Origin of the sequence: Anaerostipes butyraticus (assembly GCF_016586355.1) — a bacterium.
GTDB lineage: Bacteria > Bacillota > Clostridia > Lachnospirales > Lachnospiraceae > Anaerostipes > Anaerostipes butyraticus.
Window position 1 is genome coordinate 18,916 of the sequence record NZ_BLYI01000013.1, and the last position, 15,711, is coordinate 34,626.

General features: G+C 43.7%; 13 protein-coding genes. 12 read left to right on the top strand and 1 reads right to left on the bottom strand.

Annotated elements, in window-relative coordinates; genetic code table 11:
* The first annotated feature begins 15 nt into the window (after positions 1-15).
* The 7 genes from JMF81_RS03165 to JMF81_RS03195 all read left to right on the top strand — a co-directional run bounded on the left by JMF81_RS03165 (position 16) and on the right by JMF81_RS03195 (position 5,621).
* Positions 16-441 carry an HD domain-containing protein gene (locus tag JMF81_RS03165; RefSeq protein ID WP_243282524.1) on the top strand — a complete coding sequence of 142 codons (426 nt, stop codon included), beginning with the start codon at positions 16-18 and terminating at the stop codon, positions 439-441.
* Between the two features lie 10 nt (positions 442-451).
* The gene (gene folP / locus JMF81_RS03170; protein WP_201310024.1) at positions 452-1,258 is read left to right on the top strand and encodes a dihydropteroate synthase; all 807 of its coding nucleotides are present in this window, start codon (positions 452-454) and stop codon (positions 1,256-1,258) included.
* Between the two features lie 15 nt (positions 1,259-1,273).
* A complete protein-coding gene (folK, locus tag JMF81_RS03175; protein WP_201310025.1) occupies positions 1,274-2,107 on the top strand; it encodes a 2-amino-4-hydroxy-6-hydroxymethyldihydropteridine diphosphokinase in 834 nt (277 codons plus the stop codon).
* A complete protein-coding gene (locus JMF81_RS03180; RefSeq protein ID WP_201310026.1) occupies positions 2,104-3,234 on the top strand; it encodes a chorismate mutase in 1,131 nt (376 codons plus the stop codon). Before folK ends, JMF81_RS03180 begins: the two co-directional genes overlap by 4 nt.
* Positions 3,235-3,364: 130 nt before the next feature.
* Positions 3,365-4,651 (top strand): adenylosuccinate synthase, encoded by a 1,287-nt coding sequence (locus tag JMF81_RS03185; RefSeq protein WP_201310027.1) that lies wholly within the window; start codon positions 3,365-3,367, stop codon positions 4,649-4,651.
* Positions 4,652-4,656: 5 nt separating this feature from the next.
* Complete coding sequence (gene lepB / locus JMF81_RS03190; protein ID WP_201310028.1) at positions 4,657-5,199, top strand: signal peptidase I; 543 nt, start codon at positions 4,657-4,659, stop codon at positions 5,197-5,199.
* A gap of 44 nt (positions 5,200-5,243) precedes the next feature.
* Positions 5,244-5,621 carry a RidA family protein gene (locus JMF81_RS03195; RefSeq protein WP_201310029.1) on the top strand — a complete coding sequence of 126 codons (378 nt, stop codon included), beginning with the start codon at positions 5,244-5,246 and terminating at the stop codon, positions 5,619-5,621.
* A 121-nt stretch (positions 5,622-5,742) separates the two neighbouring features.
* Here JMF81_RS03195 and JMF81_RS03200 read toward each other — a convergent pair whose 3' ends face one another.
* Positions 5,743-6,831: a pyridoxal phosphate-dependent aminotransferase gene (locus tag JMF81_RS03200; protein WP_201310066.1), complete on the bottom strand. Its 1,089-nt coding sequence runs from the start codon at positions 6,829-6,831 to the stop codon at positions 5,743-5,745.
* 109 nt (positions 6,832-6,940) lie between these two features.
* On the opposite strand from JMF81_RS03200, the gene JMF81_RS03205 reads away from it, so the two are divergent.
* The 5 genes from JMF81_RS03205 to JMF81_RS03225 are packed head-to-tail and all read left to right on the top strand — an operon-like array spanning position 6,941 to position 15,544.
* A complete protein-coding gene (locus tag JMF81_RS03205; protein WP_201310030.1) occupies positions 6,941-10,072 on the top strand; it encodes a DUF5717 family protein in 3,132 nt (1,043 codons plus the stop codon).
* Between the two features lie 3 nt (positions 10,073-10,075).
* The gene (locus JMF81_RS03210) at positions 10,076-11,116 is read left to right on the top strand and encodes a DUF5716 family protein (protein WP_201310031.1); all 1,041 of its coding nucleotides are present in this window, start codon (positions 10,076-10,078) and stop codon (positions 11,114-11,116) included.
* On the top strand, positions 11,109-11,909 hold the full coding sequence (locus tag JMF81_RS03215; RefSeq protein WP_201310032.1) for a hypothetical protein: 801 nt from the start codon (positions 11,109-11,111) through the stop codon (positions 11,907-11,909). Before JMF81_RS03210 ends, JMF81_RS03215 begins: the two co-directional genes overlap by 8 nt.
* Positions 11,884-12,900: a hypothetical protein gene (locus tag JMF81_RS03220; protein WP_201310033.1), complete on the top strand. Its 1,017-nt coding sequence runs from the start codon at positions 11,884-11,886 to the stop codon at positions 12,898-12,900. The genes JMF81_RS03215 and JMF81_RS03220 overlap by 26 nt, the downstream gene beginning before the upstream one ends.
* A gap of 4 nt (positions 12,901-12,904) precedes the next feature.
* Positions 12,905-15,544, top strand: a complete 2,640-nt coding sequence (locus JMF81_RS03225) for a valine--tRNA ligase (RefSeq protein WP_201310034.1) — start codon at positions 12,905-12,907, stop codon at positions 15,542-15,544.
* Positions 15,545-15,711 lie beyond the last annotated feature (167 nt).

Below are 15,711 nucleotides of genomic sequence, written 5' to 3' on the forward strand. Positions count from 1 at the left end.
AGAGAATATCAGAGATTGAAAAAAAAGGAGCGGGACAGACGTTTCTGCTGTCATGATATGGAGCATTTTCTAGCTGTGGCAAGAATCTGTTACATTATCGTTCTGGAAAAGAAACTGGAGATTTCCAAAGATATTATCTATGGAACTGCTTTCCTTCATGATCTCGGAAGGATGGAAGAATATGAGAAAGGAAAATCTCATGAAGAAGCCGGCGCGGATCTTGCAGAAGAGATCCTGCCGGAATGCGGATATGAGCCGTGGGAGATTTCTCTGATCACAGATACGATCAGGGGACATCGAAGAGAAGGACAAAGTGATCCGGAGAGTTTTTCCGATATTTTTTATGACGCGGATAAACTGTCGAGGGACTGCATCCACTGCAGTGCAAAGAAGGAATGCTATTGGCCGGAAGACAAAAAAAACAACAGATACAGATATTAGGAGACCATATATGAGAATAGGGAACAGAGATTTTCAGACAGAACAGCATGGATATATTATGGGGATTCTCAACGTAACGCCGGATTCATTTTCTGACGGAGGAAAATACAACAATCTGGATGCGGCGCTGCGTCATGCCCGGGAGATGATCGAACAGGGAGCGGATATCATTGATGTAGGCGGAGAATCCACAAGACCGGGATATACTTTGATTTCAGATCAGGAAGAAATCGAGAGAACAGCTCCGGTCATTGAGGCAGTAAAGAAGGAATTCGATGTTCCGGTTTCACTGGATACTTACAAATCAGGGGTGGCCAAAGCAGGAATTGCTGCGGGAGCCGATCTGATCAATGATATCTGGGGACTGAAATGGGATGGAACCATGGCAGAAGTGCTGGCTGACGCGGATATTGCAGCGTGTCTGATGCATAACCGAAAAGATACGGAGTACAAGGACTATCTGAAAGATGTGGCGGATGATCTGCAGGAGACAATGGATCTGGCTTTGCAGGCAGGAATGAAAAAAGAGAAGATCATGCTGGATCCGGGCATTGGATTTGCAAAGAGTCTGGAGCAGAATCTGATGCTGATGAATCATCTGGAAATCATGGGACAATGGGGAGTGCCGGTTCTGCTGGGAACTTCCAGAAAATCCATGATCGGTCTGACATTAGACCTTCCGTCAGACCAGAGAGTCGAGGGAACTGTTGCCACAACAGTATGCGGATATATGAAAGGATGCCGTTTTTTCAGAGTCCACGATATAAAAGAAAATAAAAGGGCGCTGGATATGATAGAAGCAATCTGTGCGATGTAAAAGGAGAGTGGTCATATGGCAGATCAGATTATCATTCGAAACTTGGAAATCTACAGCAACCACGGAGTCTACAAAGAAGAGAAGGTGCTGGGACAGAAATTTCTCGTATCCGCGGTTCTTGATACGGACACCAAACGGGCAGGCATCAGTGACTGCATTGATTTTTCAGTGGATTACGGAAAAGTGTGTCACAGAATTGCGGAAATCATGGAAAACAATACGTTCGATTTAATTGAGAGAGTCGCAGAGACACTGGCAAAAACTCTTCTTCTGGAATTCCCTCTTGTGAAAAAACTCGAGATTCAGGTAAAAAAACCGTGGGCGCCGATCGGGATTCCGCTGGATAGCGTGGCAGTCAAAATTTCCAGAGGATGGCACAGGGCATATATTGGTGTTGGCTCCAATATGGGAGACAGGATGGAATATATCAGCAGAGCCATTGACAGGATTGAAGCTCAGGAAGATACCAGGGTGGTTCATGTTTCCAGTCTGATCGAGACAAAACCTTACGGCGGAGTGGAGCAGGAAGATTTTCTGAATGGCTGCATTGCCATTGACACACTGAAAGAACCAATGGAACTTCTGGATTTCCTGATGGATCTGGAGAAACAGGCAGGACGGAAGAGAACCATTCACTGGGGGCCGAGAACCCTGGATCTGGACATCCTTATGTATGATGACCGGATTGTAAATGAGAGAGAACTTACAATTCCGCATAAAGAGATGCACAAGAGGATGTTTGTCCTGGAACCGCTGGAAGAGATTGCGCCTTATCTGATGCATCCACTGCTTCAAAAAACAGTGACCCAGTTAAAAGAGACATTGGAAAAGGAATTGAGGAACAAATGAGAGAGTTAACACAAATACGACAGGAAATTGATGAAATTGATGATAAACTGGTAAAGCTGTTTTCGCAGAGAATGAAATGCTCGGCGGAAGTGGCAGAAAATAAACGAGGAACGGGAAAGGCAATTTACGATCCTGAAAGAGAAAAACAAAAGATCGAAGTGCTGACAAAAGGAGAAGAAAATCCTTTTATGAAAAAAGCTACAGAAGAGATTTTTCTGCAGCTGATGTCTATCAGCAGAAGATACCAGTACAGTATCCTGTCCAGAGAGGATCACTATATTCAGAAAAATTTTGTGGAGGTAGATCATCTGGACATCAACGAAGATACAAAGGTGGTATATCAGGGAATTCCGGGAGCTTATCAGGAAGAGGCTATGGTAAAATATTTCGGAGAAGATGTAAAGAATTTTTCTGTGCCTGAATTTAAAGATGTAGTCAAAACACTGGATGCCGGAGAAGCCGATTATGGAGTCCTTCCAATTGAGAATACATCCGCCGGAACGGTCAGCGGGATCTATGATATGATCCTGGATTATGATATCTGCATTGTAGGAGAGGAAACAGTTGAGTGCCATCATGTTCTTGCAGGGCTTCCGGATTCCAGCTTAGACCAGATCAAAAAGGTTTATTCCCATCATCAGGGACTTCTGCAGTGCAAAAAATTCCTGGATCAGTGGGACTGGGACCAGGTAAAAGTTGCCAATACAGCCATCAGCGCTAAAAAAGTGGCAGATGACAAAGACCCGTCAAAAGCGGCAATCTGCAGCAAAAGAGCCGCGAAGCTTTATGGTCTTAAGATCCTGCAGAGAGAAGTAAACTATGAAGGAAATAATACGACGCGTTTTGTGATCATGTCAAAGAAAAAGCAGTACAGAACAGACGCCCGAAAAGTCAGCATCAGTTTCAGCGCGCCGCATGAAGTCGGATCTTTGTACAATATCCTGATGCATTTTATGTTTAATGACGTCAATATGTGCAACATTGAATCCAGACCTCTTCCGGGACGTCAGTGGGAATATGGATTTTACATTGATGTGATTGGAAACCTGAATGATCCGGCTATTCGAAATGCTCTGGCAGGCATTCGGGAAGAGACAAAAGATTTCAAAATATTAGGCAACTTTTAGGAAAAATAAGGGGCATTTTGGCACACTGCCTTGACAGAGTGCATAAAACAATATAGAATGAAAATGCTGTCATTCTGTCAGAAGGGACAGCATGCAAGCCACAGGAAATTGAATTTAGGAGGATACACATATGGTAAAAGCAATTGTTGGAGCCAATTGGGGAGACGAAGGTAAAGGAAAGATTACAGATATGCTGGGTGAAACATCTGATATCATCGTTCGTTTCCAGGGAGGGGCAAACGCAGGACATACCATCATCAATGATTATGGTAAATTCGCTCTGCATACCCTGCCATCTGGAGTATTCTATAACCATACGACCAGCGTCATTGGAAATGGAGTAGCGTTAAATATTCCCGTATTATTTGAAGAAATTGAAAGCATTGTATCACAGGGAGTTCCGAGACCAAAGATCCTTGTGTCAGACAGAGCGCAGATGGTAATGCCGTATCATGTACTGTTTGATCAGTATGAAGAAGAGCGGCTTGGAAAAGAATCTTTCGGATCCACAAAATCCGGAATCGCGCCGTTTTATTCTGACAAATATGCAAAGATCGGATTTCAGGTCAGTGAATTGTTTGATGAAGAGTCATTAAAACATAAGATCCATAAAGTGTGTGAGACAAAGAATGTGCTTTTGGAACATTTATATCACAAACCGCTTCTGGATGAAGAAGAACTCTTCCAGACGCTGATGGAATACAGAAAAATGGTAGAGCCATATGTGTGTGATGTTTCATTGTTCCTGAATCAGGCTCTGAAAGAAGGAAAAGAGATTCTTCTGGAAGGTCAGCTTGGTTCTCTGAAGGATCCGGATCACGGAATTTATCCGATGGTAACATCCTCATCTACTTTAGCAGGATACGGCGCAATCGGAGCGGGAATCCCTCCATATGAGATCAAAAAGATCGTAACGGTTGTAAAAGCATATTCCAGCGCAGTAGGAGCAGGAGCGTTTGTAAGTGAGATTTTCGGAGATGAAGCAGATGAGCTCAGGAAACGAGGCGGAGACGGCGGAGAATTCGGAGCGACAACAGGACGTCCAAGAAGAATGGGATGGTTTGACGTTGTGGCAACGAAGTATGGATGCCGCCTGCAGGGAACAACTGATGTTGCGTTTACAGTATTGGATGTACTGGGATATCTGGATGAGATTCCGGTATGTGTAGGATATGAAATTGACGGTGAAGTCACAACAGATTTCCCGACAACGAATAAGTTAGAGAAGGCAAAACCGGTCTTGGAAGTTCTGCCAGGATGGAAATGTGATATCCGCGGTATTACAAAATATGAAGATCTTCCGGAGAACTGCCGCAAATATGTTGAGTTTATCGAGGAAAAGATAGGTTATCCGATTACTTTGATTTCCAACGGACCGGGAAGACATGAGATTATTTACCGCGGTTTTGAGGACTAGGAATCATGAGCAAAAAGGCAAAGAAAGAAAGATCCTGGAAGAGAGAGGTATTCAGCTGGATTCTTTGCATTATCATTACCATTGGACTGACGGAAGTGATTACAAACTTTGTGATCATTAACGCAAATATTCCAAGTGGGTCCATGGAGAATACGATTATGACAGGCGATAAACTGATTGCTCTTAGAACCGCTTACTGGTTTAACGATCCGGAACGGGGAGATATTATCATCTTTGAATATCCGGACAACGAAGAGGAATGGTTTATCAAAAGAGTCATTGCGCTTCCGGGAGAGACAGTGGAAGTAAGAGACGGAAAGGTATACATCAACAACAGCACAACCCCGCTGGACGAGCCGTATATCAAGGAAGAGCCGGTAGAGGATTTTGGGCCTTACACAGTGCCGAAAGACGGATATTTCGTTATGGGAGATAACCGGAATAATTCCAATGACGCCAGAGACTGGCAGACGCATTATGTCAGAAGGGATGAAATTCTGGGCAAGGCCTGGTTCCGTTATTACCCATCCATTGGCTGGATCGAGTAAGGCATTTGCCTTAAAAAGGAAAATATCAGACAGAAGGTGAAATCATGGAAAAGAAGATAATCAATGCAGAAAATGCACCTGCAGCAGTAGGGCCGTACTGCCATGCGGTAGAGGCAGGAAATTTTGTATTTACATCAGGTCAGATCGGTCTGGATCCGAATACCCAGGAACTGGCGGAAGGAATCGAAGCACAGACAAAACAGGTGCTTGAGAATCTGAAGGCTGTCTTAAAGGCGGCAGGTCTGACTCTGAGTGACGTGATCAAGACAACGGTATTTTTAGATGACGTCAGCGATTTCGGAGTTGTAAATGAAATCTACGAAACTTATTTTAATGACAGCAAACCAGCGAGATCCTGTGTAGAAGCGGGAGCCCTTCCAAAAGGCGCGCTGATTGAGATTGAAGTTATCGCAGCAAAATAGAAAATCAAAAAAGCTTTCTTTAGCGGAAAGGCCTGGAAGAGCCGGTTTCCAAAAAGAAAGCTTTTTATTTTTTTGTCCCAAATACAGGTAAAATGGAATTCTGTCTGCAGATACAATCTGTTTATTGCTCTGTCAATATTTTCAGGAGACGGTCATTGGCTTCTTTTGTCTGAATACAGAACCGGATGTATTCACCCTGCAGCCCCTCAAAGCTGCTGCAGTCCCGGATCATCAGGTTCTTTCGAATGCATTTTTCAAACATCTCAAAAGATGTTGTGCCGTCCATTAGACGAACCAGAAGAAAATTCGCAAAAGCCGGATACGTTTTATATTGAGGACATTGAGACAGAATATCAAGACAACGCTTCCGCTCTTCTGAGATTAAGGATCTGGTGCGCTGGATATAAGACTCATCCTGAAACATAACGCCGCCGGATACTGCGGCCAGAGTATTGATCGTCCACGGATTTTTGATCCGGCTGAGTTCCTCGAGAAAACGGGAATTGGAACAGAGGCCGTAACCGAGACGAAGGCCGGGAACCGCGAAAAACTTGGATGTTCCACGGAGGATCATAAGGTTGTCATAATCCGGGACAAGGGGAACTGCGGAGATTTTTTGGATGTCCGGCGCAAATTCCACATAGGTCTCATCGATCATAACAAAAATTCCCTGTCTGCGGCAGTGTTCCAGAATCTCACGGATTTCACCGGTATCCAGAGCACTGGAAGTAGGATTATTGGGATTGCAGAAAGCAAACAGATCTACATCTTTGGTAAGATGATTTTTCAGGTCTTCCAGATCCAGATGAAAATCATTCTCTTCTTTCAGAAAGTATTCTTTGTAGGAACCGCCTGCCAGAGAAATTTCCCGTGTATATTCTGAGTAGGTGGGAGCCAGCAGCAGAGCATTTTTCGGGCACAGGACCTGAAATGTGAGGCCGATCAGCTCAGTTGCTCCGTTCCCCGGGATGATATTGGCGGCCGGAATTCCAAGATAATAGCTCAGGGAGTCCCTCAGCTCTTTATAATCTCTGTCCGGATATTCGCAGACAGAGTCCAGGTGTTCGGCCATGCTCTGCTTTAAAAGAGGTGAAATCCCCAGAGGATTTACGTTTCCGCCAAAGGGGATGATGTCTTCTTTTTTGATTCCATAAATTTTTTCTATTTTTTCTAAATCACTTCCGTGAAATGCCTGTTTTTTTTCCATGATAACAAACCTTCTTTTCTATTGTGTCGAAATTTGGTATAATAAAATTTAATTGAGATCTATTATATTATACGAGCAATGTATTTGATTGGCAAGGAGCGAAAGACGGATTATGTCAGAACAGTTACAAACCTTTACAGAAATGCTGAAGGAAGATAAGAACAGAGCCAAGGCCCTCTTTTTTTCAGAATCATTTAAAGAAAAATATCTGGGACAATACCCGGAATATCAAAATGTATATCATCAGCTGCTGATGGGGCGCAACCGGGAACAGATTCTGGAAGAATTTCTGATTACGGCAAAACAGAAAGAGCCGGTGAGACTGACGGCTGCCAAGAGCAAATATCAGATTTTTCAGTGGAATCTGGATGACCCGCTGAAGATCACGGTAAAGCGGGAAGGATGGGGACACATAGAAGGAAGAGTCAGCATCCGGGGCGAGTTTCTTTCGGTGGAAAATGAAACTTTCAGCAGCGGGGATTTCGAGGATGGCTTTTTCCATCTTCCAGTATATCTGGAGGCGATCCCTCAGGATGGAAGTGTCTGTCATGTGATTTTTGAGACCGTGCATGATGTGATTGACATTGAAGTTACCTATGAAGAGAATGTAGAAGAAAAAATAAAGCAGGAACAGTCCAAGCAGAAGAAAATGTTCCAGGCATATGTGGATTTCTGTACAGGCAGAATTGAGCAGGATGAATTTATCAAGAGAGAGTATCAGATTTTAAACCAGATGCCGGCAGGACTGAATCATAGCAAAGCGTATCAGCTGGCAAGACTGCATCTTGGGATTCTTTCCGGTGAGAAAGATATGAAGAGCCGGCTGAATGATGTACGGTCATTTCTTGAAGACGCCGGTGAAAGTCTGAAAGGATACTATGCTTATCTGAACGCGCTCTATGACAGAAAGGAAGAGACAATCCAGCAGGCCGTCAATGAGATCCGTCAGCTGTTTAAGGAACATCCGGATAATGGTTTTCTGCTCTGGTTTTTGATCAATCTGGATAAGGATATCGCTTATGACGCCAGGATTCAGATTGAAAAGATGAAAGAAGTTTATCAGAGAGGGGATCGGTCTCCTCTGCTGCAGTTTGAAGCATGCTGCCTCTTTGGAGAGACGCCGGAACTTCTGCACCGGCTGGAGCCTTTTGAACTGGATGTTCTGGAATTTGCCGCAAAAGAAGAACTTTTAAGCGATAAACTGATTCAGAGAGTCTGTTTTCTGATTTCCAGGGAAAAAACATTTTCAGAAGAACTGTTATGGCTTCTTGTATGTATTTATGAAGAATATCCGATGACAGAGGTGCTGCAGGGAATCTGCGCGCTTTTGATTCAGGGGAATTGTATGGAGGCAGACTGTCATCCATATTATGAAAAGGCACTGGAAGAAGGAATTCAGCTGATCGGACTGCAGGAGGCGTTTCTCCGTACGATTCCGGAGGATCAGTATCCTGTGCTTCCGGAAGAGATTCTGATCTATTTTTCCTACAGCAACACACTGAGCCGGTATGAGCAGAGCTACCTCTATGCAAATGTCATAAGCAACAGGAGAAGATACCAGAGGATTTTTCAGAATTATGAAGAGATTATTTTTCCGTTCCTGGCAGAGGAATTGAAAGAAGGACGCCTCAATCAGCATCTTTCTCTGCTCTATCATTACTATTTTGAGGAGCTGCTGGAGAAAGAGGAGACAGCAGATGATCTTGGAAATGTTTTATTTTATCAGGAACTGGTCTGCGATCAGGCATTTTTGAAAAAAGTGGCGGTATTTCAGAAGCAGAAGCGTCAGCCGGATATCAAATCAATGAAGGGGAGAACAGAATATGTTGAGATTCTGGATTCCAGCGCGCTGCTTGTATTTTTTGATCAGGAGGAGAATCGGTATGTGGGATCAGTGACCTATCAGCTGAACCAGATCTGGACCAGGGAGCAGATCCGGACATACTGTCAAAGATGCAGCGGAACCAACGAACACTATCTGCTTTACAAGAGTAAAGAATTTCTGAGAAAAACAAAGCTTTCCGAACAGGATTTTCCGGAGGTTCTTGCGGCTGTAGAATGTGGTTCTCTGGAAGAAGGATGCAGACAGGAGATTTTTGAAAAAGTTCTGGATTACTACTGGAAAAATGAGAAGAAAGAGGAGCTGAAAAAGGCTCTGCAGTATGTGGACTGGAAGAAACTCCCTCCAAAGAATCGAATCCATATGATCGAATATTTTATCGCAGGAGGTCTGTATGAAGAAGCTTTAAAAGGCATACAGCAGTATGGCTATCATTTCCTGAAACCGGATCTGCTGAAAAAGGTGACAGTCTACGCACTGAATGCACTGAATGCGCAGCGGTCCGATATGCTGATCGGCATGTGCAGCCGTGCCTTCGAACATGGGCAGTACAACAGAGAGATCATAGAATACCTCCAGACATATTTTAAAGGAAAACGGGAACAGATGTTAAAGCTGTGGGAAGCAGGAAAAGAAATGGATATGTATGAGAATTCTTTCGTGGAAGAAGTGCTCAGGACATGCATTCAGGAAGGAATCGATGGAACGGAATTCCCGGTATTTGACCAGTACCTGACAGAGGGTGAGCCAAATCAGGAACTGACGGATTCCGTCCTGGTGGAATATGTAGATTATGCCTGCCGCAGCCACAATGAACTGCCTGAACTTTTCTATGAACAGGTAGGACGAAAGATCGATGCAGGCAAAAAAGACTGGGTATATCAGGGCCTGTATCTTGGATATTACAAAGGAAAAGAATTAGGAGAAAAACAAAGAAGGCGGATCGAGAAGATCAGAGATATGCAGCTCCAGACAGGGGATATTTTTCCGGTACTGTTTGAATTTGTGGATTATCTGGATCTTCCCAAATATTTGTATGGAGAGACGTTCATCGAATATCAGGCTCCGGAAGGTCTGCAGATGGTATTCCATTATGCCTATGCAAGAGGAAAACAATGGAAAGAACTGACGATGAAAGAACTGTTCCCGGGATATTATGTGACATCCGCTGTGATATTTGCGGATGAGCTGAATGACTATTTTATCGCTGCCCCGGGAGAAGAAACACGGAGGAGAAAAGATATCCGGTTTATCCGGCACATTGAACAAAGTAAAGGAAGCCGGTTTTATGAGCTGAACGAGATGACAAGGGAAAAGTACAGAGATGGAATCATAACATCAATGGAACAGTATCAGATTAAAAAAAGCATGGTAAACTTTATCAAACCGATGACAGGGGATTAAAAAATGCAGACAGGATTACACTTCGAAAACGGCAAAGTTTATATCTGCCGGATGGACGGGCAGAGGATTACAGAAGAGGAGCCGGTACAGTACAAGGGTTCATGGGCAGATTACATAACAGAGATTTTGGATCAGGACAAGGAACATAAGGGATCATTCGGCATCGTAATGGACCAGCTGACTCCAATGGAGATAAAAGAAGCAGAGGAACTCAGTGAACGGCTGGAAGGAGAAGGTGTTGTAAAGCTTTATACGAAAGAAGAGGCAGTCCTTGGGCTGGTTAAAATTCAGAACAACGACCTGAAACGCGGAAAAACAGCGGTCTACGATTATGACGGCGCCAGATTTGTCTATTATGAAGTAAAAGAACAGTCCGGAAAGACAGTCGTAGAAAAACAGGATATGACCAGGCAGATGGAAAAAGCCAGGACCAGAGGAGAAAAAGACCAGGCTTTTTCGGAAATCATAAAGAACACCCTGTCCCGGGGGGTGACGGCCTCTGTTTATCTGTGCGGAGAAGGATTTGACGGACAGTGGTTTCAGCAGTCCACAAGAATTTTGTGCCGGGGAAGAAGAGTTTTTATGGGAAAACATCTTTTTGCGCAGGGAGCGGCATATCTGGCAGGAAAAGAGACAGGATCCGAAAAGCAGGATGCCCGTATCATCACAGATCAGATGACCTTATGCCAGATTGGGCTGGTACTTCATCATCATGGAAGAGATGTGTTTTATCCTCTGCTTCCGGAAGGAAAGCCGTGGTTTGAGGCAAAAGGAGAGATTGAAATCTTTGTATCCGGAATTACAAAGATCATATTTGAATTCAGAAGCAAAGAAGGAAGAAAGATGGCTTCCGTCTGCATGCCGCTGACAGGGCTGAAGAAGAGCAGAGATATTGTCTATAAGCTGAAGATGCGGGGAGAATATCTTTCTCCGGGCCGGTGCAAAATTAAAGTAACCGATGAAGGATTCGGAAGCATAAGACCGTCCAGCCATCAGGTATGGCAGCAGGTGATTCGGCTGGAAAGGGGGGAATCTCATGAGTAAGATCGTACTTTGTGAAACGCAGGAAGCGTCATATCCTTACCGGATTGAAAAGATCCACAGATCTTTTTCCAGCTATGAAGAGTTATGCTATCTTCTGGATCAGTATATGATCTTTTTCCTGATGGAAGGAATTGACTTCCGTATGAAATCGTATATGAAAGAAGAACTGGGCATTTCTCTGGAAAACGAAGATGCAGTCCAGCAGATCAAGGAAATCATCAATTTCAGAAATTTTTTTACCGCAGATGAAAAGCAGCAGTTCCAGCAGCGGCTGCGGACGACCTATTTATATTCTATGGCCAAGAAACAGAAAATGCTGGCAGACATGTATCTGGAACATCATCAGTATTTGAGCGCGATGAAAGGATATCAGGCGTTAAAAGATGCTGTGGGACAGTTTCAGGCAAGGGAGAGAATCGAGATTCTGTATCATCTGGGGCTGTGCCAGAGCAGGATGTTTTGTTTCGATGAGGCAAAGGAATCTTTTCGGAAAGCGCTGGCAATCAAGGAAAGAAGAGAGGTACAGGAAGCCTATTTTATGGTATCGTATCTCCAGGGAGATTATAGCTCATTTATAAAAGATGGTGAGAAAATTTCCTTTTCAGAGGAGCGGTGCAGGACAATTTATGATAATATAAAGCAGAGGGAGGAAGAAATAGAAAATCAAGAAGAGTTTGTCAAATTGAAGAAAATAGATTACCATAGGAAGAAAGCGGATGACGTGATAACAAGAAGATTGACAAAAGCAGTACTGGAGAAGTGGAAAGATGAATACAAAAAAGAGATTATCTGAAGATCTTGAGAATACAAAAGAAGTGCTTTTGGAACAACGGTTTGTAACTTTATATGAAGATGAAATCGCAGGCATCCTGGCAAGAGAAGAAGATCTTGAGACAATAGAACATTTGGGAGATGAAGAAGCAAAAGAAGTGGAGGAAGCAGCCCGGCTGTATAACCGGGCATTTGCCAGAAACTTTTATGATATATCCGGCGGACGGGTCAGTGATGAGGAATTCTTTCCTTTGTGGGAGAGAGAAAAAGAACTGATGACAGGGCTGCAGAAGATACAGTCTCTGGAAGGAGAAAAGAAACAGCTGGAAAAGGAACTGGATATTGTTACGAAAGAGGAACAGGAACTGTATGGGAAAATTCAGACAGCTGAGAAAGAACGAAAAAACAAGCAGGTGATTTTCAGATCGTTTATGGTCATGGCCATTGCGGCCCTGATTCTGGCAGCAGCTGCAGTTGTATATTTTGAATTTCCGATCATAAGATTTCTATGGCAGGCAGCTGCAGTTGTGATCGTTGTCCTTCTGTTCCTGATCATTTTGTATCAGATACAGAAGAAAGCATTGGAAACAGAGAGGCTTTATCGCATGATGAGCGGTCACAAGACCAGTTCCCGGATGCGGCTGGAGTCTGATTATCAGGATATTGCCAGTGATCTTAAGCTTTATTATGAAAAATTTGAGGTGTTATTCTGCTATATTTCAGAAGAACAGTGGAATTTATTTGAATTTTGTACTAAAATTTCTTCCAGATTGAAATTCTGTGAAGATCTTACGGAAAATGCAGAAAATCTGGTCCATGTATTGGAAAAATATCATTTAAAGAAGGCCAGAGCATGGCTGTATTACCCGAAAGCATTGTTTGATCTGCCGAAGCGGATTGTATGCCGCGAGAGGCTGGAGCACCGGCTGAATGAATGTCAGCAGGCGCTGACCCGGCATGAAAGAGAAGCGGACAAACAAAAAAATAAAATAGATATTTCAGATAGGAGTTAGCAGCATGAAAAAAGAATTAGAAAAAACTTATAATCCGGGCGAGATTGAAGACCGCCTGTACCAGAAATGGCTGGATAACAAATACTTCCACGCGGAAGTAGATGAAACCAAGAAACCTTATACTATCGTAATCCCGCCTCCAAACATTACGGGAAAACTTCATATGGGACATGCGCTGGATGAGACACTGCAGGATATTCTGATCCGGTTTAAGAAGATGCAGGGTTATAATACTTTGTGGCAGCCAGGAACGGACCACGCCAGCATTGCTACAGAAGTAAAGATCATCGATGCTCTGAAAAAAGAAGGAATTGAGAAAGAAGATCTTGGAAGAGAGAAATTTCTGGAACGTGCATGGAAGTGGAAAGAGGAGTACGGCGGAACGATCGTAAGCCAGTTAAAGAAACTGGGCTCTGCATGTGACTGGGACAGAGAGCGTTTCACCATGGACGAAGGCTGTTCCAAAGCCGTTCAGAAGGTATTTATCGACCTTTACAACAAAGGATACATTTACAGAGGATCCAGAATCATCAACTGGTGTCCGGTCTGCCAGACATCCATTTCCGATGCGGAAGTAGAATATGAAGATCAGGCAGGACATTTCTGGCATATCAAATATCCGGTAGTTGGAAGTGATGAGTATGTGGAAATCGCGACCACACGTCCGGAGACAATGCTGGGTGATACAGCGGTTGCAGTTCACCCTGAAGATGAACGTTATACTCATCTGGTTGGAAAGATGCTGGAACTTCCGCTTTGCGGCCGCCAGATTCCGGTTGTAGCAGATGAATATGTAGACCGTGAATTTGGAACCGGAGCCGTTAAGATTACACCGGCTCACGATCCGAATGACTTTGAAGTTGGAAAACGTCATAATCTGGAAGAAATCAATATCTTAAACGATGATGCAACGATTAATGAAAATGGCGGTAAATACGAGGGAATGGACCGCTATGAGGCAAGAAAGGCCATCGTAAAAGACCTGGAAGAACAGGGATATCTGGTAAAGATCAAAGATCATGAACATAACGTTGGAACTCATGACCGATGCGGAACAACGATCGAGCCAATGATCAAACCGCAGTGGTTTGTTAAGATGGATGAGCTTGCAAAACCTGCAATCGAAGCAGTGAAGAACGGCGATCTGAAATTCGTTCCGGAACGCTATACAAAAACATATCTTCACTGGCTGGAAAATATCCGCGACTGGTGTATTTCCAGACAGCTGTGGTGGGGACACAGAATCCCGGCTTATTACTGTGACGAATGCGGAGAAATCGTCGTAGCGGAAGAGATGCCGGAAGTATGCCCGAAATGCGGATGCAGACATCTGACCCAGGATGAGGATACCCTGGATACATGGTTCAGCTCCGCTCTCTGGCCGTTCTCAACACTTGGATGGCCGGAAAAAACGCCGGAGATGGATTATTTCTATCCGACCAACACACTGGTAACAGGATATGATATTATTTTCTTCTGGGTTGTTCGTATGGTATTCTCAGGATATGAGCATACAGGAAAATGCCCGTTCAATACAGTCCTGATCCATGGGCTGGTAAGAGATGACCAGGGACGCAAGATGAGCAAGTCCCTTGGAAACGGAATTGATCCTCTTGAAGTGATCGATCAGTATGGAGCAGATGCGCTTAGATTTACTCTGGTAACAGGAAATGCACCTGGAAATGACATGCGTTTCTACATGGAGCGTGTAGAGGCAAGCCGTAATTTCGCCAACAAGGTATGGAATGCTTCACGATTCATCATGATGAATATGGAACAGGCAGAATTTGACCATGTGACACTGGATGACCTGACCAGCGCAGATAAATGGATCTTATCCAAAGTCAATACACTGGCGAAAGACGTTACAGACAACATGGAAAAATATGAGCTTGGAATTGCCGTACAGAAGTTAAATGACTTCCTGTGGGAAGAATTCTGTGACTGGTATATCGAGATGGTAAAACCTCGTCTGTACAATGATGATGACACTACCAAAGCAGCAGCTCTGTGGACGCTGAATACGGTTCTTACGGAAGCATTAAAGCTTCTTCATCCGTATATGCCGTTTATCACAGAAGAAATTTACTGCAATCTGACAGATGAAGAGTCCATCATGCTGGCAAAATGGCCGGAATTCAAAGAAGAGTGGAACTTTAAGGAAGATGAAAAAGCAGTAGAGACAATCAAAGAAGCAGTCCGCGGAATCCGAAACATCCGTGCGGAAATGAACGTATCTCCGAAGAAAAAGGCCCAGGTATATGTTGTATCAGAAAGCCGGGAAGTAAGAGATATCTTCGAGCAGGGCAAAGTATTTTTCAGCACACTCGGATATGCAAGCGAAGTTATCATTCAGAGCGATCAGACAGGCATTGAAGAGGATGCAGTATCTGCCGTTATTCCAGATGCAGTTATTTATATGCCGTTTGCGGAACTGGTAGATATCGAGAAGGAAAAAGAGCGTCTGACCAAAGAAGAAAAACGTCTCCATGGAGAAATCAAACGATGCGAGGGAATGCTTGGAAACGAGCGCTTTGTGAGCAAAGCTCCTGCTGCGAAAGTACAGGAAGAAAAAGATAAACTTGCTAAATATCAGCAGATGTTAAGTCAGGTAGAGGAACAGCTGGCACGTTTGAACAAATAATCATGGAACAATAACAGAGAGCAGAACATAAGGATCTGAAAAAATCCGGATGTTCTGCTCTTTTTTTGCTTTTTGCTAAAAATTGTATGATCCGGAAAATTCAAAAGCATCACCATACGAATTGAGGATTATCAACAGCTACTGTCACGCATGAAGCTTTTCAGAAT